The following is a 19,806-nucleotide window of genomic DNA, read 5'->3' on the forward strand; positions in this document are numbered from 1 at the left end:
ACTATAAACCATATTATAAGGGTTGATGAATAGCTCTGATCAAAAATGATCTTATTGTGAAATAGAAGCAATAGAGACCATCCTGACGTTTTACGGATGGTTCTCATATGGTAAATTATTTAGTGTGCGAAATTTTAGCATGCGAATTAAAGGAGGAGGATAATGGAAGATTCTTCGCGGTCGGGAAATCAAATTGCTGGACTGTTACGTGAAATCAATGCGATGCTGAATCAGCAGCTGCGAACGGCATTTCAAGATCTGGGTATAACGCCGTCACAGATGATGATTTTACACTATTTATATAATCATGAGAGCAGCAGGGTCGGTGATATCAGTCAGGAACTTAACTTGGCTGCAAGCACCGTTTCCAGTATTCTGGATCGGTTGGAACGACAGGACCTCGTCGTCCGTAAACGCAAGAAAGAAGATAAACGGATCGTTCAAATTTCATTAACAGAAAAGGCGATTGAACTCAAAGGTTCACTGAAATCCAGTGTAAATGAATTCATGGATGAAATGACATACTATGCCAGTGATCGGGAGCTGGATCAAATCATAAACGGGCTGAAATTATTGAAGGGCATATTAGGGCGAGATAGTCTTGAAAAGGGGGAAGAAACACGTGACGAATATTGTGGAAGTCAATGACCTGAAAAAACGTTATAAAGACTTTGAAGCTGTAAAAGGTGTCAATTTTGCTGTAGATACGGGTGAAATCTTTGGTTTTCTCGGTCCGAACGGGGCTGGCAAAAGCACGACGATAAATATGCTGTCAACCATTAATAAACCAACAAGTGGGGAAGCGGTTATAAATGGATTCAATGTTGCTTCTGAAAAGAATAAAGTACGTGAAAGCATTGGCCTGATTTTTCAAGAATCAACACTCGACGAAAAGCTGACGGCCAATGAAAACCTGATGCTTCATTGCCGTTTTTATAAAGTGCCAAAAGAAAAACGGGAAGAACGGATTAAAGAAGTACTGGAGATCGTTGATTTATCCGATAAACGCAAACAAATTGTTGAGACTTTTTCGGGTGGTATGAAACGCAGGCTTGAGATTGCACGCGGATTACTGCATTACCCACGTGTACTATTTCTTGACGAACCGACTGTCGGCCTTGACCCGCAGACACGAAATCATATTTGGGAATATATTTTGCGATTAAAGGAAAAAGCGGGCATTACCATTTTTTTGACGACGCATTATATGGATGAGGCAGAAATTTGTGATCGTGTCGCTGTCATGGATCACGGTAAAGTAATCGCACTCGATACCCCTGATGCCTTAAAGACAGACGTCGGCGGCGATATAATTGAAATTAGGTCAACTGATAATGAACGGGCCAAAACTGAAATTGAGGTGAATTATCATGTGAATGTTAAACAAGCAAATGATGTGCTCACGTTTCAGGTGAATCGGGGCAGTGAGTTTCTCGTTCAATTTGTCCGGGAGTTTTCGGTGGAAATTTTAACGGTTAATTTGCGCAGGCCAACCTTAAACGATGTTTTTCTGCATTTAACCGGCCGCGAAATTCGTGAAGAAACCGTTTCGAAAAAAGATATGAAACATGTGGGGAGGGGTCATTGATGGAAGCTGTTTTTGCTGTATGGCAGCGTGATGTCATTAAGTTTTTTCGTGATAAAGGCCGTCTGCTCGGTTCGTTTGCCATGCCGTTCATGTTTCTGATCCTTTTCGGGAGTGGTATGAGCGGTGCGATGCAATCGATGCTTGGCAGTGATGCTGATGGCGGACCGCTGGCTGAATTTGACTTTGTTGAATTTATGTTTCCGGGCATTATTGGGATGACGGTTTTCAATACCGCCATTTTCTCCGCGTTATCCGTTGTTCAGGATAAAGAATTCGGCTATATGCGTGAAATATTGGTTTCGCCAATGTCACGGGTTTCGATCGCTGTCGGGAAAGTGCTCGGTGGGACTACGGTAGCGGTCATTCAGGGATTAATGATGCTGATTTTCGTTCCGTTTATCGGTGTTTCGATTGGCTTTGGAATGATCCTGCAGCTGGTTCCGACAATGTTTCTGGTCGCCTTTACGATATCGGCAATCGGATTGTTGATCGCCAGTCTATTAAAAACAGCACAGGGATTTCAAATGGTGGTGCAAATTCTATTGTTCCCGATGCTATTTTTATCCGGTGCCTTATTTCCGTTAAATGGCCTGCCACTATGGATGGATATCATTGTGAAAATTAATCCATTAACGTACTCGGTTGATATGTTCAAAGATATTATTCTGCAGCCGGAAACAATGAGTGCCCCGCTACGGGAGGCAATGGGGCTTGATTTAGAACTGTTCGGTCATGTGATTACATTCATGGAAGAAGTTGTTGTTGTCGGATTGATTGGTGCTGTTTTTGTCGTATTGGCTACGATGAAATTTTCCAGGTCGGAAGCGTAGAAGTTCTGGCTAGCCCAGTGCCCTAGTGCTGCCTAATGATGCTGACGTTCAGCATTTGCCGAAAACCCCCATTCTGACAAATAGATTGTGCCAGCATCAGCAAATCGCCGATAGAAGGGGGAAATGCGCTGATAGAAGTAAGATTTTCGCTGATAAAACGTTTGTGAATTGCTGTATACATATAAAGTGGGATCGATGGAAAGCTATATATGGACCTTTTCTACAATTACTGTCAATTACTGTTACGGAGGCGGCACAGCAGAATTCACATCAGCAATTACAGCAGGCAAGTCGACAAATCCATGATGCACAGGAATCCGCGCGTCTGGCACAGGGGTCAGATGCTCAGCTTCTTGAGCAGGCAGAGCAGCAACTGCAGCAAGCCGAGCAGCAATTAAAGGCTGCTCAACAAGCTGGGATCGAAGCGACAGAGAACCCACAATTTCAGCAAGCCTATGCAGAGCTGCATGATACGCGCCAGCAAATACAGGAAGCACAGCAAAATAACAATGACGTTTTGTAAAAAACGGATCACCTGGTGCGATTTCTTTCATTATCAAATAGGATTAAGCATCAGTATTCTCTGAACGCTTTTTCCGTAAGTAGTAAAGGTATGAATATGGTACAAGAAAGCAAACAAAAAAGACACAGCCTACTATCAGGGAATCACTGATGCTGCTATGATCCGGACCAAACCTGGCCAGAAGTTCAAAAACAATTCCGATTACGACTGAAATGACTACACCGCGGTAATAGGGTCCGGGCTTTTTCTGTTCACTTGCATCATCATATATAAAGTAACGGTATTAAAGCGCTTTTAATTTTTGTTATTGTAAGTCTCCTGATTGCGTTACCAGACATCATACCAAGCATTAATTTTTTGCGAATGGAGCATTAAGATAATATTCTTTCCTACTTTTTTTTGATTTTTAATTGCTTTTTTACAAGAAAAGGATTAAAGATGAACGGTTGACCCTGCAAAACTTAAAGAATATCCGGATTGCTTTTATGGTGCAAAGTGTCGGGATTATCGCTATTTTACTATACGATGTCATAACGAAAGGTTTAAGTACAATGACAGATAACCCACTGTGGTTTGTCTTTATGGTGACGGTAATTGTTTTGACATGGCTGAATCTCAGAATATCAGCACTTAATCATGGACAATTAACCACATAGAAGCATGAGTAAAAGACACCTTTAAAAGAGTGTCTTTATTTATTGGGGTATAATACAGCGAAAATTTTAATGTTTAAAATAAAAAAAATATATTGTAAAACGCTTTCAATTATTATATAATTCTTATAAACCGATTTAGTAAACCGATTTAGTTTAAGGAGAATTTTTCATGACTAAAAAAATTACGATTTCAGATGTAGCTAAAAAAGCTGAAGTATCCAAAAGCACAGTTTCACAATTCTTGAATGAACGTTTTGATTATATGGGGGATGAAACCAGGGCGAGAATTAATAAAGCTATTACAGAATTGGGGTATCAACCAAACGTTGTTGCCAGAAGTTTAAAACTAAAAAGTACATCTACAATAGGTGTTATTGTTGCAAATATATTGCATGCATATTCCACTCAGGTTATAAGGGCTATTGAAAATGTATGTAACGAGAATGGTATTTCTACAATAATTTGTAACGCTGATGATAATCCGCAAAAAGAAAGGAAATATATTGAAACACTTTTAGCTAAACAGGTGGATGGACTTATCGTTGTGCCGCTTAAGGGTAATTTGGAAATCTATAAAAAATTACTTAAGCAAGATTTTCCAATAGTCTTTTTGGATCGTTTAGTTGAAGGGTTAGATGCAGAAACAGTTATCTTGGATAATGAAAGAGCGTCTGAACTTGCTGTCAATCATTTATTGGAGAATGGCTATAAAAAAATAGCTATTGTTACTGCATCACTTACCGATAGTGTTACACCAAGAATTGAAAGAATTAATGGGTATAAGAAGGCTCTTGAAAAAAATGGTATTACAGTTCAGGAGGAATACATTAAAGGAATGGAGCTGGATTCATTTGATCAAGGCCTCGATGAGCTTTTCTCATTGGATATAAAACCCGATGCTATTATATCTGGTAATGATTTATCTCTGATGGAGATTTTAAAATATACATTTGAAAACGATATCAGAGTCGGGAAGGATACTGGGTTGATAACGGTTGATGAAGTGTCGTTTGGTCCGATTCATTCACCACCTTTAACAACAATAGCTCAGCCTACATTCGAGATGGGTATGGAAGTGGCAACTATTCTATTGGATAAAATTAAGGATAAAAAACTTAAACAAGATTCAGTAGTACATCGACATGAACCATCATTGATTATTCGTAATTCAACTAAGAAAGAGGGTGAACCAAGTGAATGATGTGATAACAATTGGTGACGCAATGATTACGTTTAACCCTGATAGAACCGGACCTATGCGTTTTGTGAATACGTTTAACCGAAAAGTTGGCGGGGCAGAATTCAATGTCGCCATTGGGTGTGCCCGTCTTGGGTTGGGAACGGGGTGGATCAGCAGATTAGGTAACGATGAATTTGGCAGATATATATATAATTTTGCCCGAGGAGAAGGTATTGATGTTAGCGAAGTGGAGTTAATGAAGGATCATCCAACATCGATTAATTTTAAAGAAATAAATGGTGATGGGTCTTCAAACACCTATTACTATCGAGAGAAATCTCCTACATTAACACTAAATTCAGAGGCTTTAAACGAAGGGTTCTTTGAACAGGCAAGACTATTGCATATTACTGGGGTTTTTCCAGCAGTTAATGATCACAATATTGGGATTATAGATAAAGCTGTTGAGTTGGCAAAAAAATATGGCTTAAGAATTTCAATGGATCCGAACATCCGACTAAAACTTTGGAATGAAAAAAAAGCTCGTACAACACTATTGCGTTGGATGTGGGATGTCGATTATTTGCTGGCGGGAACCGAAGAATTGGAATTATTATTCGATACCAGTGATATAGAGGAATTACAAGAGGAAATGAAGGGATACGCCGTTTCACACTTATTTGTTAAACAGGGTGAAAATGGTGGAATGCTATGGACTGATAATACATTATACGAACAGTCGCCTGAACACAATGTTAATGCAGTAGATACTGTTGGGGCTGGTGATGGATTCAATACTGGCGCACTTTATGGAATATTAAATAATTGGGATCCTGAGAGGATATTAAGGTTTGCTAACATAATTGGTTCGATGGTTGTTGAAGTGTTTGGTGATAACGAGGGTCTTCCGTATTTGGAAGATGCCCTTAACAGATTAGAGGATAAGAAAGTTGTTGAGAGGTAGGGGTCCCAATGATACAAGTGGCTCTTGACCGAATAAATAAGGAAGAATGCTTTAACGTTGTCTCCGAAATTTACCCTTATATTGATTATATTGAAATTGGAACAGGTGTTATCAAGGAATACGGAATGTCAGTCATTAAGGAAATGAAAGAACGATATTCTGGAACAAAGCTTCTAGCTGATATGAAAACATGTGATGCCGGTAGACATGAAACACTTCAAGCGTTCGAAGCTGGAGCTGATTTGACAACTGTCATGGGGTTTTCGGCAGACCAAACAATAACGGATTCAATACAGGTTGCAAACGAGCATAACAAGCAAATCGTGGTAGATCTAATCGGTATTACATCAAAGCACCGTATATCAAAATTAAGGGATTTTGGCGTAGATGCTGTATCCATGCATATTGGCAAGGACATACAGGGTGAAGCATCACTGGATTATCTATCAAACTATCAGGCTGCTATAGAAGATTTTACCGTTTTTGTGGCTGGTGGAATTGATTCTGAACGTGTACAACATTTTTCAAAATTAAATCCTGATGTATACATTGTAGGAAGCTTTATCACAGGGTCATCAAATCCAAAAGAGTCGGCGAGAATCATGCGGGAGGCGGTTCGAAAGCCATGAAGAAAATTCATTTGAAAATTCTTGAAGAGCTTAAACACGTTGGAGAACAGCTGGAAAATGCAAAAATTGAATCTTTTTCAAGTAAAGTTAATCAAGCAAATCGGATTTTTGTTGCAGGAGAAGGTCGCTCAGGACTAATGGGGAAGACATTTGCCATGCGGTTATTGCATGCTGGCTATAATGTCTTCGTAAAAGGGGAAACAATCACACCCAGCATTCAAGAAGGCGATGTGCTGGTTGCCATTAGCGGATCTGGTAATACGGCTTCAATAAGATCAAACGCAAAACAAGCCAAAAATTCCGGGGCAGGTATATTACTAGTCACGACTGCTGAAAATTCTGATTTAGGGCGATTAGCAGATGAAATGATTCGAATACCTGCTGCAACAAAATATAGACGCCATGAAGAGTTACCGACGATACAGCCGATGGGAAATCAATTTGATCAAAGTGTTCATATTTTACTGGATGCGATTGTCATTGCATTAACGCAAAGTCGAGAAAACATAAATGATTATATGAAGGAGCAGCACGATAATCTTGACTAGAAAGGAAAGATAGCTATGCCAGATGTTGTCGTACAAAAAGATGAACTTACATCACTCGTCATAAAAAAATTAACGGAAGCAAATGTAAGTGAAGAACATGCATCAGTGGTAGCAAAAGTTTTGGTTCATGCTGATTTAAGGGGCGTAAGCTCACATGGCGTTTTGCGAACAGAGCATTATGTTAAGCGAATGAACGAAGGCGGAATGAACCCAAATCCGGAATTCAAAGTTGAAGATCGAGGCAAAACTGCTGCCTTATTCGATGGCGACAATGGAATGGGCCATGTCATTACTAAGGAAGCAATGGATAAGGCTATCGATCTGGCGAAGAAAAATGGAATAGGTATGGTCGGGATCGTTAACAGCAGTCATTGTGGTGCACTATCCTACTTTGCTGAACAAGCTGCTAGAAAAGAAGTTGTCAGTATGGTCATGACACAAACTGACAGTGCAGTTGTTCCTTTTGGCGGTTCCGAGCCTTACTTTGGTACAAATCCAGTAGCATATGGCTTCCCAGCTAATAATCGAAAACCAATTGTGCTGGACATGGCAACGAGTAATGCTGCACTGGGAAAGGTATTTCATGCGAGAGAAATGGGTGAATCGATCCCTGACAATTGGGGTGCTGATGCAAATGGAAGTCCAGTTACAGACCCTAATCTAGTAAAAAGCCTTTTACCCGTTGGTGGTCCAAAAGGGTACGGATTGGGTCTTACAGTTGATGTGCTTTCTGGCATCCTGACGGGCTCTGCATTCGGAAGAAATATCGCAACGATGTATGGTGACTATAACAATTACCGCCGCTTGGGCCATGTTATTTTAACGGTAGACCCTGGATTATTTACAGCAAAAGATGAATTTTTATTTAATATTGACCAAATGATTGAAGAACTGCACCAACTTGAACCTGCAGAAGGATTCAAATCAGTTATGGTACCAGGTGAACCTGAACAATTGAAAGAAGAAGAGCGTCGCATTAATGGCATACCTGTACCCGAAAGTATCTATGAATATTTAACTTTATAGAGGATGTTATTTTTATCACTTTAAGGGGGGATATGTTCAATTCATCATTTAGATTCATTCAACGAGATTGACTATAAATTATATTTTAGGGAGGAATAAGAACATGAAGAAGTTGATTGGTTTACTAATGGGTTTATCACTATTTTTTGTATTAGCAGCCTGTGGCGGAGATGATTCTGCCAGCGGAGACAGCAGTGACAATGACAGTGGTAATGATGGTGAAACGATTACTTGGAAACTCGGTCATTTATCAAATGAGGATCACCAATGGCATAAAACTGCTGAAAAGTTTGCAGAATTAGTTAGTGAAAAAACTGACGGTAAACTGGAAATTGAAATCTATCCTAACGAAGAGTTAGGTAGCGAGACCGATATATTGAATGGAATTGAGGCAGGAACTGTTGACATGACAATCTCTGGTGAAACAATGCAAAACTGGGCGCCTGAAGCTGCATTAATGGCCACTCCATATGCATTTGAAAACGAAGAACATGTTAAAAGTGTTGTAGAAGGGGAAATTGGTACGGAAATTGAAAACGCAATCAAAGAAAAAGTCGGAGTGACACCACTTTATTATCATTTACGTGCACCACGTAACTTGACATCAAACGATCCAATTAAAACGCCGGCTGATTTAGAAGGATTTAAAATGCGTGTACCAAATGTGCCGTTATTCATGGATGCATGGTCAGAAGCAGGGGCAAGTCCACAAGTAATGGCCTTTAGTGAAGTATTCACAGGTTTGCAGCAAAGCGTTATTAACGGACAAGAAAACCCAGTTGATTTAATCCACAGTGCCAGTTTATACGAAGTACAGGATTATGTGAATAGAACGGAGCATGTACGTAGCTGGATTTACGTTGTAGTTGGCAACGAACAACTTAATTCTTTAAGTGAGGATATGCAAGCTGCGGTTAAGGAAGCAGCAAAAGAAGCTCAAGCGTTTGGTATGGATCTTTATGAAACTGAAACTGCCGAATATGAACAAATGCTTAAAGATGAGGGTATGGAATTTGTAGAAGTTGATCAGGATACATTCGCTGAAGCAATGAAACCTGCTGTTGAGAACAGTCTTTCTGAAGAACAACTGGAACTCTATGAGCGAATTATAGACGCAGCAGAATAATAGTGTGGGGCTATTTGAAAGCCCCCCTTAACTCTTTTATTGAGGTGAAGTCATGAAAGCGTTGAAAATTCTTAGCGGAATACTGAAAATACTTACAGTTCTTACATTTTCTGCACTTATGATAGTGGTTCTGATTCAGATTATTGGCAGATTTACACCGTTCTCTTTCGTTTGGACTGAGGAATTAACGCGGTACTTATTCATTTATTCAGTAGCCTTTGGCGCTCCAGTGGCAATGGAAAAAAGAGAGTATATAACTGTGGATCTTCTTATTGGTTTTTTACCTGAAAAAGTAAGGAAGTATTATAACGCATTTATTTATTTTGTGCTGGGAGTCTTTGGCGCAATGCTAATTACACATGCGTACGATTTTGCCTTGTTAGGTGAGGGCCAAACTTCTGCCACACTTGAAATTGAGATGTTTTATGTGCATTTAAGTATGGTCATCACACTTATATTTGTATCCTTATACAGCTTTTTAAATATATATCATATGCTTAGAGATTCCATTAACGAAAGTGAAGAAGGTGTTGAGTAATGATGGCATTATTACTGTTTATATCATTTTTGGCAATGATTTTTATTGGTGTGCCGATAGCTTTTAGTTTAGGGCTGTCTTCGCTATTATACCTTCTATTAGCTGATATATCCATGTCTATTGTACCCCAAAAATTATTTGAAGGTATCAACTCTTTTACGCTGCTATGTATCCCTGGTTTTATTTTGGCAGGCAATCTCATGAATGCAGGTGGTATAACTGATCGAATTATAAAATTTACCAAGGACGTTGTTGGACATATTCGTGGAGGACTGGGATTGGCGAATGTTGGTGCCTCTATGGGATTTGCTGGTATTACTGGAACGGCATTAGCTGATACCGCAAGTTTAGGTGCAGTGTTGATACCATCTATGAAAAAGGAAGGGTATGATGCCTCATTCTCAGTTGCTGTTACATCATCATCTTCTACAATAGGTCCAATCATTCCGCCATCTCTACCTTTGATAATTTTAGGTACGCTGGCGACCGTTTCAATCGGTGATTTATTTATAGCTGGCATTATACCGGGAATTTTGCTGGGAGCCGGCTTAATGGTTGTCACCTACATTATTTCCATGAAGAGGAAATACCCAAAAGCAGAAAGACAGTCTATTTCAGTCGTTTTTAAGTCCTTTTGGGGTGCCTTTTGGGCATTAATGATGACGGTTATTATTTTATTTGGCATTCTGAGTGGGTATTTCACACCTACTGAAGCGTCAATCATTGCAGTAGTTTATGCACTGATAGTTGGCTTGTTTATCTACCGTGATCTAAAAGTTGGTAAGTTACCCAAGATTATTATGGATTCTATGGTAACCGCTGCTGGGATTATGATTTTAGTAGGTTTTGCCAATCTGTTCGGATGGATACTTGTTAGTGAACAAATTCCACAGCTTATTGCTGATACCATTTTATCTATAACTGAGAACCCGATTTTTATAATACTATTAATAAATTTATTGCTGCTATTTGTTGGAACATTTATGGAAACAATTGCAGCAATCGTAATACTTTTCCCGGTACTTTTACCAATAGCAACACAAATAGGTATGGATCCAGTCCATTTCGGTGTAATGATGGTATTGAACCTAATGATTGGTTTATCAACACCACCTGTTGGTGTATGTTTATTCGTCGCATCCAGTATCGGTAAGGTATCAATCGGTCGAGCCTCGAAGGCGTTACTACCGTTTCTTGGCGTCAGTTTAGTTGTCTTATTACTGGTAGCCTTTATACCAGAATTAACAATGTTTTTACCAAGTCTTTTGGATTAAGGAGGAGTAAATGTGAAAGCTTTACAAGTAGCTGAACCACATGATCTGCGTGTTGTTGAAGTGGAAGAGCCTAAAATAACAAGGTTTGATGAAGTGAAGATTCGCATGAAAGCAATGGGTATATGTGGGTCCGATATGCATATATTGCACGGACAGAATCCATTTGCTTCCTATCCTCGTATTATCGGCCATGAAGTGTCGGGGGAGATTGTTGAGGCAGGAGAATCTGTATCCGAGTTAAATGTTGGTGATAAGGTTGTAATTGAACCAATGACATCATGTGGTGAATGCTACGCATGCAAACAGGGCCGTCCAAATGTTTGTGAGCATGTAGAAGTTTATGGTGTGCATAGAGATGGCGGAGGTCGTGAATATACAATTATGCCAAAGAATCTGGTACACCGTGTAGATGATTCACTGGAATGGTCAGTAATTGCCTTAATCGAACCTTTTACGATTGGTGCACAAGCGGCGTATCGCGGACAAATCCGGAATGGTGATATGGTGTATATTACGGGTGCCGGACCAATTGGATTATGCTGCTTGAAAATAGCTCTAAATGCAGGGGCAAAAGTTGCCATTTCTGATTTTAATCAGGAACGGTTGGAATTTGCCCGTAGTTGGGGAGCTGAACTGCCCATTAACCCGCAAAGCCAAAATGTCAGTGAAAAAATTTCTGAGTGGACTAATGGGATGGGTGCTAATGTGGTCATTGATGCTGTCGGAACACCAACAACAGCTGAACAAGCTATAGATGTTACGTCAGTAGCTGCGAGAGTGGTTTTACTTGGATTCCACGTTGAGTTTTCCCGAATTGCACAAGTAAATATCACGAAAAAAGAATTAACAATCTGTGGTTCAAGATTACAGACTCACCGTTTTCCTAAAGTTGTTGAATTGTTTAATTCTAGTGATTTTGATGTGAAAGATTTGATCAGTCACCAATTTGCTTTAGAAGATGCTGAAGAAGCTATTAAATTAATGGAAGAAATGCCATCCGGGGTTCGCAAAGTAATAATCAACCTTTAAAAAAAATATATAGATAAATGGAGGTTATTTTGATGAATGATATGTTTAATTTGCAGGGTAAACTAGCAGTTGTTATGGGAGGAACAAGTACACTTGGTTCCACAATGGCACTAGGCTTAGCTCAAAGTGGTGCTGACATTGTTTTAACGGGGCGAAATGAGGAAAAAGCGAGTTTTATATTAGAGGAAATTAGGCAAAACGGTGTAAGTGCAAATTTTATCAAAACCGATGTACGGGATAACGATTCTATTAAAAATGCAGCTGATGTCATTGATAAAGAATTCGGTGGATGGGATATTTTGATTAATTCTGCTGGTGTTAATAGCTCAACACCTTTCTTTGATATTGACAAGGATGAGTGGGACAGTATTATGGATGTAAACTTAAAATCTGTAATGTTTACCTGTCAGGAATTTGCGCGAAAAAATAAAGTAAGAGAACGTGGAGGCAGTGTCATCAACATTTCTTCTGTTTCATCCATTAAACCACTTACAAAGGTGGTAACATATTCAGCCTCTAAAGCTGGAATTAATAGTATTACAGAATTTATGGCCCAAGAACTTGCTTCGGATAATATAAGAGTGAATGCTATTATTCCGGGTTTCTTCCCGGCAGAGCAAAATCGTAAAATCCTTACCGAAGATCGTGTGAAGGCCATTATGGACCATACACCGATGAAACGATTTGGGAGTCCGGAAGAACTGCAAGGAGCTGTCATTTGGTTGGCGTCCGAAAAAGCTGCCGGATTTGTTACCGGATCAATGGTAACTGTAGATGGTGGATTTGGTGCAACCAAGATCTAGCAGGGAGTGAAGGCTATGCAAATAGTTGATACGTTACAAAAAATAAAAAAATCAAAAATAGTAGCTGTTATTCGTGCAGAGTCCAGCCAGGAAGCAATTGAATTCTCGGAAGCATGTATACGTGGCGGGATAACAAGTATAGAGTTAACTTACACTATCCCCCAGGTGCAGGAAGCAATGATAACATTGTCAGAATGTTATCATGATTGTTTAATTGGAGCAGGAACTGTATTGGACGTAACGACTGCAAGAATGGCAATGCAGGCTGGAGCTAAATACATTGTCAGTCCGGGGTTTGATAATCAAACGGCAGACCTTTGTAACCTTTATCAAATTCCATATATACCCGGATGTATGACGGTTACAGAGATGATGACTGCACTGACATCAGGCTGTTCGATGATTAAATTATTCCCAGGCGGTGTGTTTGGACCGAAAGCAATAAAACAGTTCAAAGCGCCATTACCGCAGCTGTCTATTATGCCTACAGGCGGAGTAGACCTTAATAATATTGGTGATTGGTTTGATAACGGAGCTGAAGTTGTTGGGGTAGGAGGCTCGTTAATTAAGGGAAGTATAGGCGATATTGAAAATAAATCCAGAGATTTTGTTGATAAAGTACGGAGGATAACTATATGAGAATGGTTTTAAGGTGGTTTGGTGAAGGAAATGACACAGTTGGGCTTGAACAAATAAAACAAATACCAGGGGTAGAAGGTGTTGCCTGGTCCCTTCATGATGTTCCTGCAGGTGAAGAATGGCCCGAGGAAAAGATAATAGAAGTTAAAAAACAAGTAGAGAAGAGCGGCCTAAATATTGATGTTGTTGAGAGTGTCAATGTCCATGAAGATATCAAGCTTGGAATGCCTTCACGTAAAAAGTATATCAGCAATTATATTAAAACAATTGAGAGACTCGCAAAGGCCGGTGTGAAAGTTATTTGTTATAATTTTATGCCGGTATTTGACTGGACACGTACAGAATTGTTTAAAAAAATGTATGATGGATCAACGGCGTTATTTTTTGAAAATGAAAAGATTAAAGATATCGATCCTATGAAATTAGTGGAGATGATTTCTCGTAATTCATCGTATACCATGCCCGGTTGGGAGCCTGAGCGGCTTGAGCACTTGTCTAAGCTATTTGAGCAATATAAACAGGTAACAGAGGAGGATCTTTGGGATAATCTTCAATATTTCCTTGAAAGAATTATTCCTGTAGCAAAAGAAAATGACGTTAAGATGGCGATCCATCCTGATGATCCGCCTTGGTCTGTATTTGGTTTGCCTCGAATTATTACAAATAAGAAGAACATCCAAAGGTTTTTAAATCTTGTTGACGACCCTTATAATGGCGTAACATTTTGCAGCGGTTCGCTCGGTGCCAATCCAGATAATGATGTTGCCGATATGGTACGTGAATTTTCTGACCGAATTCATTTTGCTCATATTCGCAATGTAAAAACATATGATAATGGGGACTTTATCGAAACTTCACACCGCACACAGGATGGTTCTGTCGATATACATGATGTCGTAAAAGGTTATCATGATACACAATTTTCGGGTTATACAAGGCCTGATCATGGCAGACATATTTGGGGAGAGAACAGCAGACCAGGATATGGATTATATGACAGGGCAATGGGAGTTATGTATATTTGGGGATTATGGGACGCTTTTGAAAGAAGTAAAAGAAAACGTAGTAATGAAAGTTAGTGAAGCCAGAGCTCATAACCAGTACAGTTGGTCATCAAAGGTAATAATCTAAGAAAATGACAGGGTAGACAAAAAGACATCTTTGGCGACTAGGGATGTCTTTTTGCTTCAAAAGCGGAAATTATTCAACCAATATCCGCATTTAAAGGTAACAAGGGAGTTGCAGGCATTCAATGGTTTTCCGATCGCATTCATGAGAATAAAATCCAAGTACAGATTTTATCGAAAGTTAATGTTCCAATTGGCTACGAATTGATGACCACTTGATATTGCATTATCGAATGAGTATACATATTCGTCAGCGCATAATTCTGCTCTTCTGCACTTGAATAACCGGAAAATGATAAATGCCCTGTAGCTTCTAAGATAATCGCAGGACGACTTTCTGATTGATTCTCAACCTTTTTTAAAACGTCAAAAAAGCTAACTTCCCCAACCCGTTACTTATTATATGTGAAATAACCCCCCCACGTGTCACTAACTTTTCAAATTCAAGAAAATTAGATTGATTCCGGTCTTTTAGATGTTTGTTCATATCATGGACTTTAAATACGGTCAAAAAGACGATGATGTAGCTGCATTACACAAAATTCCAACCCATATAAAACTGTCACCTGAAAGTAAAGAGGCAGCAGCAATTGCTGTAAATAGTCCTGGACCCGCATACATAGCTGAACTAGTGACTAAGCCCAGATCAAGTGACATATTCGTATCTTTCACTATTGTTGGAATTAAAGGGATTGTCACAATCAAATCAAAACCGACTAAAAATGAACATAGGGATAAGACCGGTAAAAACAACTTGTTTTCAGATTTATTTACACTCATAACTTAGCTCTCTTACGATGACAGCTTTCCTTATTTAAAACCGCTCATCTGTTCTTTTAACCGGTATTTTACAGTAGCCAAATGTATTCATCTGGCTATTGATTTACAGCCAACTTTTCTTCGCAGGTCTTAGGACATACTGTAGAATAACGGTTTCAAAACCAAGTAAATTTGAAATAATTAGTACCAATTTAATAGCGGAGATGTGGAGTAAAAGTTTATAATTTGTATGTGTACAATTTTGTGAGAATACTGTAAAAATGAAAGTGTCCATTCTAGTAAAAAGGAGATTAAATGAGATGAATAAAAGTATCGATAATGTTGAGTTTGAATGGGTTCAAAGAACGGTCAAAAACAATTTTAATAACATGAAAGTTGACCATATAATGAAACTTGGTGAGGGTTGGATGAGTCGCGCTTACCTGATCAATGATCAATTGGTTTTTCGATTTCCAAAAGAGAAACAGGGGGCCGTTGATTTGGAGAAAGAAATCAAAGGATTACCCATTTTAAAACAGCACATTTCCCTCTGTATCCCTGAATTCATCTATCACGGAGAACAAATGAACGGATTTCCGTTTGTTGGTTACAGGATCTTGTCAGGGGTACCAATGGATGAACCACAATTTCACACCTTGCCATCCGCAACAAGAGATAGGATCGCTGTTCAAGTGGCTGAGTTTATGGATCAAATGCAATCCTTTGATGTTTTCCAGGCAACTACATTGGACATACCAAATCATGCTTTTCATGATGTGTATGCTGATCTATACGAAGAAGTGAAAAAAAAAGCTTTTCCTGAAATGAATACAGAAATCCAAACCTATCTTTCATCTCGTTTTGATACATACTTGTCGAATCACGAATATGTCAGTTATACAGCTAAACTCCTTCATGCGGATCTATCGTTGGATCATCTCCTCTATGATCCGCACAAGCAAGCACTTACAGGTATCATTGATTTTGGTGATATGAAAATCGGTGATCCAGATTATGAATATCTATACCTCCTGGAAGAATGTGGGGAGACGTTTACACGAAAAGTCATGGAGATTAGAGGGGAGAAAAACATGGACAAAGTATTGGATAAGCTCGCTTTTTTTCTGACAGCAGACAATGTAGTGCTGTTATTGGAAGGTCTCCAACGAAAAAATCAGGATTTGATTGACGAAGCCATTAAAATACTTCAAAACGAAAGTCAGGTAAGTCAAAAATAAAAACAGGGCATGTTTCAATATTGGGTGAGGTCATTCATGTTTAATTTTTCCATTTCCGTAACTTCCAGGAAAATGCTTCTTATCGTATACCGTGTTTACCTTACAATGAATCAAAAACAGCTGCAGAATATATAGAAATAGGTGAAAAAAGCGTTCAGCAAAATTTAAATGGTGACAAACAAATGAGCTTGTTTAGCCATATTGGGAAATGGGATGCAAAGGTACACATGCCTGCTCAAATATTTTTTTAGCATGATCTCGTATCTGCAATATACTTAATATGATATAGTAGAAGGTGTGATGAAGGCAGTACCAAATGCTGTCAACCTTTCTAAACCTTTGGGGCAATTTGATAATGAAATAAGGATCGGAGTGTTTCCTTTATACAAGATCAAAGGAGCTGAGTAAATGCCGACTTGTCAACATTGCAGTGAACAGTGGAACTGGAAGCAAACGATTAAAGCGATGTTCTCCTTAGATGTACGATTGACTTGTCCGTATTGTGGCAGCAAGCAGCATCTTACAGCGAAAGCAAGAAGGCGAATGAATTTGGGCAATTTTTCCATACCAATTGCGATTCCTCTAGGTATTTTGGTTAATACGCCTTTCATGAGTTTTGGTATTTTAATAGGAACATTCATATTAGTAATTACCATTAATCTTTTTTTAATTGAATTGTCTAACGAAGCAGATCCAGGGTGGAAGTGAATGATGATCGCAGAGTAATCGGATAGCCGGCTCCCCATTGTTTCCAGCAACAGTTGAATACGACGGGGAGCTGATCCCAGAGTTATAATTTATACCCCGTCCTGCTTTTGAACCGCTTCAGGATGACACTGCTTTCCACCCTTGTAATCCCTTGTACGGAATATAATTCACTGTTAATAAAATTTTCCAGCTTCATAAAGTCTTCAACCAGCACGTGCATATGTAATGTGCTTGGCCCCGTCATCTGGTATATGCTGGCAACATTCGGATGATCGGCGAGATTCTGCGCCACCTCCTGAAAACGATAAGGTTCCACGTCCACCTCAAAAAAAGCGGATACGGTTTTTCCGAATTTCTCCGAGTTAATGACAACAGTAAACTTTTCAATAATGCCTTTATCCTTCAGATTTTTTATCCGATCTTTTACAGCTACCCGCGAGATACCTACCTTTTCCGACAATTCAACATATGAAGCTCTTCCATCTTCAACTAATTCTTCCAGTAGTTTTTTGTCAATAGCGTCAACCTTCATATGACCCCTCCAAAGTAAAGTCTTAAAAGATTATAACATGTTTCCATTAAATGTAACTAACATAGTGCATATTCTTTATAAATGAAAGTGTTTTTTGATCTGAGTGTGATATTTGTTTTTAAAATATATTGACAACTAACTATTTGTGAAATAAAATAATCTTTAATTTATAATTAATAATGAGAAAATTACATTTAAATTGGAGGTGAGTAAATGATTGGGTTGATCACTCGACGTTTTTTTCAATTAATACTACTTTTGTTCGGTATTTCGTTTCTGGTTTTTATGAGTATGCATATGGCACCGGGTGATCCGGCTACTATCATAGGTGGCCCTAATGCTACGTCTTCGGATCTGGAAGCCATTCGGGAGGAAATGGGACTAAATCGTCCGGTATTAGTCCAATATTTTGACTACCTTGGCAACATACTCCAGGGAGATTTTGGGTATTCGTATCAGACTAACCAAGCTGTTACAGAAGCAATCATTACAAGATTTCCGACGACAGTGAAACTAGCTGCAGCCAGCATGATTGTGGCCGTGATCATTGGAGTAGTGGCTGGAATTATTTCTGCCAGAAAACAAAACTCCTGGATCGATGTGACAAGTACCACTTTTGCATTAGTAGGTGTTTCTATTCCTAACTTTTGGTTGGGAGCTATGCTTATCCTAATATTTGCAGTCAATCTTCAAGTATTGCCTGTAGGAGGTTTGAGTTCACCTGTTTATACAATAGAAGGGATGAAAGAATTAATACTTCCGGCGATAACGCTGGGGACAGCTTCTGCAGCCTTGATTGCCAGGATGACAAGATCTTCTATGCTTGAAGTTATTCGGTCGGACTATATACGAACTGCAAGGGCAAAAGGTGTTAGAAAACGGCCTCTAATATGGGTTCATGCATTAAAAAATGCCTTGATCCCGGTTGTGACAATCATTGGCATTAATTTTGGAACTTTGCTTGGTGGAACGATCATTACTGAACAAGTTTTTGCCATTAATGGTATTGGAAGATTGATGATTGATGCTATTGCAGCACGTGACTTTCCAATTGTTCAAGGAACAGTTCTGTTAGTGGCAGCCATTTTTGTAGTTGTTAATTTGGTCGTCGATATCATATACGCTCTCATTGATCCTAGAATCAGTTATGACTAGAAAGGAGGGATTTTATGCCTTCTGCAGCTGAGGCAACAGGTAAGAATAGTGAAACGGAAAAAAAGAATCATAGTCGTCTTGTTGAAATTGCGAAAAGTCTTTTAAAGAATAAACTATCGGTAATAGGGCTGATAATTATTGCATTAATCGTATTTACAGCAATATTTTCACCTTTTATTACAAGTCACGGTCCATATGAACAAAATTTAGAAAGTACGGAATTAGCTATAGGTTCAGAAGGTCATTTTTTAGGTACAGATAATTATGGTCGGGACATGTGGTCGAGGATTGTACATGGTGCAGTTATTTCCTTGCTGGTGGGGCTTTGTTCGGTTGGTCTGGGATTGATTGGTGGTATTATCCTTGGACTGCTTGCGGGATATTACCGAAAATTGGACGGCATTATAATGAGAATAGTTGACTTACTGTTTGCTTTTCCTGGCATTTTGTTAGCCATGCTGATTATTGCGATGCTCGGGACAAGTCTTGTGAATGTCGTCATTGCTATAAGTATATGGTCGATTCCCGGATGTGCAAGAATTGTCAGAGGCAGTGTGCTGTCGGTTAAAAAACAGGAATATATTCTCGCTATGAAATCTATAGGTGCCAGTGATTGGAGAATACTTTTTAAACATATACTGCCAAACTGTACAGCACCACTGATCGTTTTTGGAACGATGCGAATGGCTACTGCAATTCTGTCAACATCAGCCTTAAGTTATCTTGGTTTAGGTGCCCAGCCTCCAACAGCAGAATGGGGAGCTATGATAGCGGCGGGACAGGATTTCATGTGGGAAGCTCCACACTTAGCCATCATTCCCGGAATAGCTATTATGCTGACAGTTTTTGCCTTTAATGTTGTTGGTGATGGATTGCGGGATGCGTTAGATCCGAATATGGATTTGAATAATTAACAATAAGGAGAGGAGACTTT

General features: G+C 39.1%; 23 protein-coding genes. 21 read left to right on the top strand and 2 right to left on the bottom strand.

The features are described from left to right. The first annotated feature begins 162 nt into the window (after positions 1–162). The 17 genes from BM195_RS03990 (at position 163) to uxuA (ending at position 14,432) form a co-directional block, all read left to right on the top strand. Positions 163–648 (top strand): MarR family winged helix-turn-helix transcriptional regulator, encoded by a 486-nt coding sequence (locus tag BM195_RS03990; RefSeq protein WP_090233951.1) that lies wholly within the window; start codon positions 163–165, stop codon positions 646–648. Then, complete coding sequence (locus BM195_RS03995) at positions 623–1,588, top strand: ATP-binding cassette domain-containing protein (protein ID WP_090233954.1); 966 nt, start codon at positions 623–625, stop codon at positions 1,586–1,588. The genes BM195_RS03990 and BM195_RS03995 overlap by 26 nt, the downstream gene beginning before the upstream one ends. Beyond that, positions 1,588–2,418, top strand: coding sequence for an ABC transporter permease (locus BM195_RS04000; protein ID WP_090233957.1), 831 nt, complete (start codon positions 1,588–1,590; stop codon positions 2,416–2,418). Before BM195_RS03995 ends, BM195_RS04000 begins: the two co-directional genes overlap by 1 nt. 163 nt (positions 2,419–2,581) lie before the next feature. Next, positions 2,582–2,941, top strand: a complete 360-nt coding sequence (locus tag BM195_RS04005; RefSeq protein ID WP_244535658.1) for a hypothetical protein — start codon at positions 2,582–2,584, stop codon at positions 2,939–2,941. 446 nt (positions 2,942–3,387) lie between these two features. Continuing rightward, positions 3,388–3,597, top strand: a complete 210-nt coding sequence (locus tag BM195_RS04010) for a hypothetical protein (protein WP_244535659.1) — start codon at positions 3,388–3,390, stop codon at positions 3,595–3,597. A gap of 169 nt (positions 3,598–3,766) precedes the next feature. Beyond that, a complete protein-coding gene (locus tag BM195_RS04015; RefSeq protein WP_090233960.1) occupies positions 3,767–4,798 on the top strand; it encodes a LacI family DNA-binding transcriptional regulator in 1,032 nt (343 codons plus the stop codon). Then, a complete protein-coding gene (locus BM195_RS04020; protein ID WP_090233962.1) occupies positions 4,791–5,741 on the top strand; it encodes a sugar kinase in 951 nt (316 codons plus the stop codon). Before BM195_RS04015 ends, BM195_RS04020 begins: the two co-directional genes overlap by 8 nt. 8 nt (positions 5,742–5,749) lie before the next feature. After that, positions 5,750–6,370 carry a 3-hexulose-6-phosphate synthase gene (gene hxlA, locus BM195_RS04025; RefSeq protein ID WP_090233965.1) on the top strand — a complete coding sequence of 207 codons (621 nt, stop codon included), beginning with the start codon at positions 5,750–5,752 and terminating at the stop codon, positions 6,368–6,370. After that, positions 6,367–6,918: a 6-phospho-3-hexuloisomerase gene (hxlB, locus tag BM195_RS04030; protein WP_090233969.1), complete on the top strand. Its 552-nt coding sequence runs from the start codon at positions 6,367–6,369 to the stop codon at positions 6,916–6,918. The genes hxlA and hxlB overlap by 4 nt, the downstream gene beginning before the upstream one ends. A 15-nt stretch (positions 6,919–6,933) precedes the next feature. Continuing rightward, positions 6,934–7,944 carry an ureidoglycolate dehydrogenase gene (gene allD, locus BM195_RS04035; protein ID WP_090233972.1) on the top strand — a complete coding sequence of 337 codons (1,011 nt, stop codon included), beginning with the start codon at positions 6,934–6,936 and terminating at the stop codon, positions 7,942–7,944. Positions 7,945–8,047: 103 nt separating this feature from the next. Further along, positions 8,048–9,070, top strand: a complete 1,023-nt coding sequence (locus tag BM195_RS04040) for a TRAP transporter substrate-binding protein (RefSeq protein WP_090233974.1) — start codon at positions 8,048–8,050, stop codon at positions 9,068–9,070. A gap of 52 nt (positions 9,071–9,122) precedes the next feature. Beyond that, a complete protein-coding gene (locus BM195_RS04045) occupies positions 9,123–9,608 on the top strand; it encodes a TRAP transporter small permease (RefSeq protein WP_090233977.1) in 486 nt (161 codons plus the stop codon). After that, positions 9,608–10,882 (top strand): TRAP transporter large permease, encoded by a 1,275-nt coding sequence (locus BM195_RS04050; RefSeq protein WP_090233980.1) that lies wholly within the window; start codon positions 9,608–9,610, stop codon positions 10,880–10,882. The genes BM195_RS04045 and BM195_RS04050 overlap by 1 nt, the downstream gene beginning before the upstream one ends. Positions 10,883–10,894: 12 nt before the next feature. Continuing rightward, positions 10,895–11,911, top strand: a complete 1,017-nt coding sequence (locus BM195_RS04055; RefSeq protein WP_090233982.1) for a zinc-binding alcohol dehydrogenase family protein — start codon at positions 10,895–10,897, stop codon at positions 11,909–11,911. A 32-nt stretch (positions 11,912–11,943) separates the two neighbouring features. Further along, positions 11,944–12,714, top strand: coding sequence for a glucose 1-dehydrogenase (locus BM195_RS04060; protein WP_090233985.1), 771 nt, complete (start codon positions 11,944–11,946; stop codon positions 12,712–12,714). A gap of 15 nt (positions 12,715–12,729) precedes the next feature. Further along, the gene (locus BM195_RS04065) at positions 12,730–13,353 is read left to right on the top strand and encodes a bifunctional 2-keto-4-hydroxyglutarate aldolase/2-keto-3-deoxy-6-phosphogluconate aldolase (RefSeq protein ID WP_090233988.1); all 624 of its coding nucleotides are present in this window, start codon (positions 12,730–12,732) and stop codon (positions 13,351–13,353) included. Continuing rightward, positions 13,350–14,432, top strand: coding sequence for a mannonate dehydratase (gene uxuA / locus BM195_RS04070; RefSeq protein WP_090233991.1), 1,083 nt, complete (start codon positions 13,350–13,352; stop codon positions 14,430–14,432). The genes BM195_RS04065 and uxuA overlap by 4 nt, the downstream gene beginning before the upstream one ends. Before the next feature lie 555 nt (positions 14,433–14,987). Here uxuA and BM195_RS18030 read toward each other — a convergent pair. Next, positions 14,988–15,260 (bottom strand): hypothetical protein, encoded by a 273-nt coding sequence (locus tag BM195_RS18030; RefSeq protein WP_139223967.1) that lies wholly within the window; start codon positions 15,258–15,260, stop codon positions 14,988–14,990. A gap of 299 nt (positions 15,261–15,559) precedes the next feature. On the opposite strand from BM195_RS18030, the gene BM195_RS04080 reads away from it, so the two are divergent. Together BM195_RS04080 and BM195_RS04085 are read left to right on the top strand one after the other, a co-directional pair. After that, positions 15,560–16,477 carry a phosphotransferase family protein gene (locus BM195_RS04080; RefSeq protein WP_090233995.1) on the top strand — a complete coding sequence of 306 codons (918 nt, stop codon included), beginning with the start codon at positions 15,560–15,562 and terminating at the stop codon, positions 16,475–16,477. Between the two features lie 408 nt (positions 16,478–16,885). Next, positions 16,886–17,185: a TIGR04104 family putative zinc finger protein gene (locus tag BM195_RS04085; protein ID WP_090233998.1), complete on the top strand. Its 300-nt coding sequence runs from the start codon at positions 16,886–16,888 to the stop codon at positions 17,183–17,185. 82 nt (positions 17,186–17,267) lie between these two features. On the opposite strand, the gene BM195_RS04090 is transcribed toward BM195_RS04085, so the two are convergent. Then, a complete protein-coding gene (locus BM195_RS04090) occupies positions 17,268–17,717 on the bottom strand; it encodes an Lrp/AsnC family transcriptional regulator (RefSeq protein WP_090234001.1) in 450 nt (149 codons plus the stop codon). A gap of 213 nt (positions 17,718–17,930) precedes the next feature. Between BM195_RS04090 and nikB the strand changes: the two genes are divergently transcribed. Together nikB and BM195_RS04100 are read left to right on the top strand one after the other, a co-directional pair. Further along, positions 17,931–18,872 (top strand): nickel ABC transporter permease, encoded by a 942-nt coding sequence (gene nikB, locus BM195_RS04095; RefSeq protein ID WP_090234005.1) that lies wholly within the window; start codon positions 17,931–17,933, stop codon positions 18,870–18,872. A gap of 14 nt (positions 18,873–18,886) precedes the next feature. Beyond that, a complete protein-coding gene (locus tag BM195_RS04100) occupies positions 18,887–19,786 on the top strand; it encodes an ABC transporter permease (RefSeq protein WP_090234007.1) in 900 nt (299 codons plus the stop codon). The last annotated feature ends 20 nt before the right edge of the window (positions 19,787–19,806 follow it).

Origin of the sequence: Lentibacillus halodurans (assembly GCF_900112045.1) — a bacterium.
In the GTDB taxonomy this organism is placed as follows: domain Bacteria; phylum Bacillota; class Bacilli; order Bacillales; family Amphibacillaceae; genus Lentibacillus; species Lentibacillus halodurans.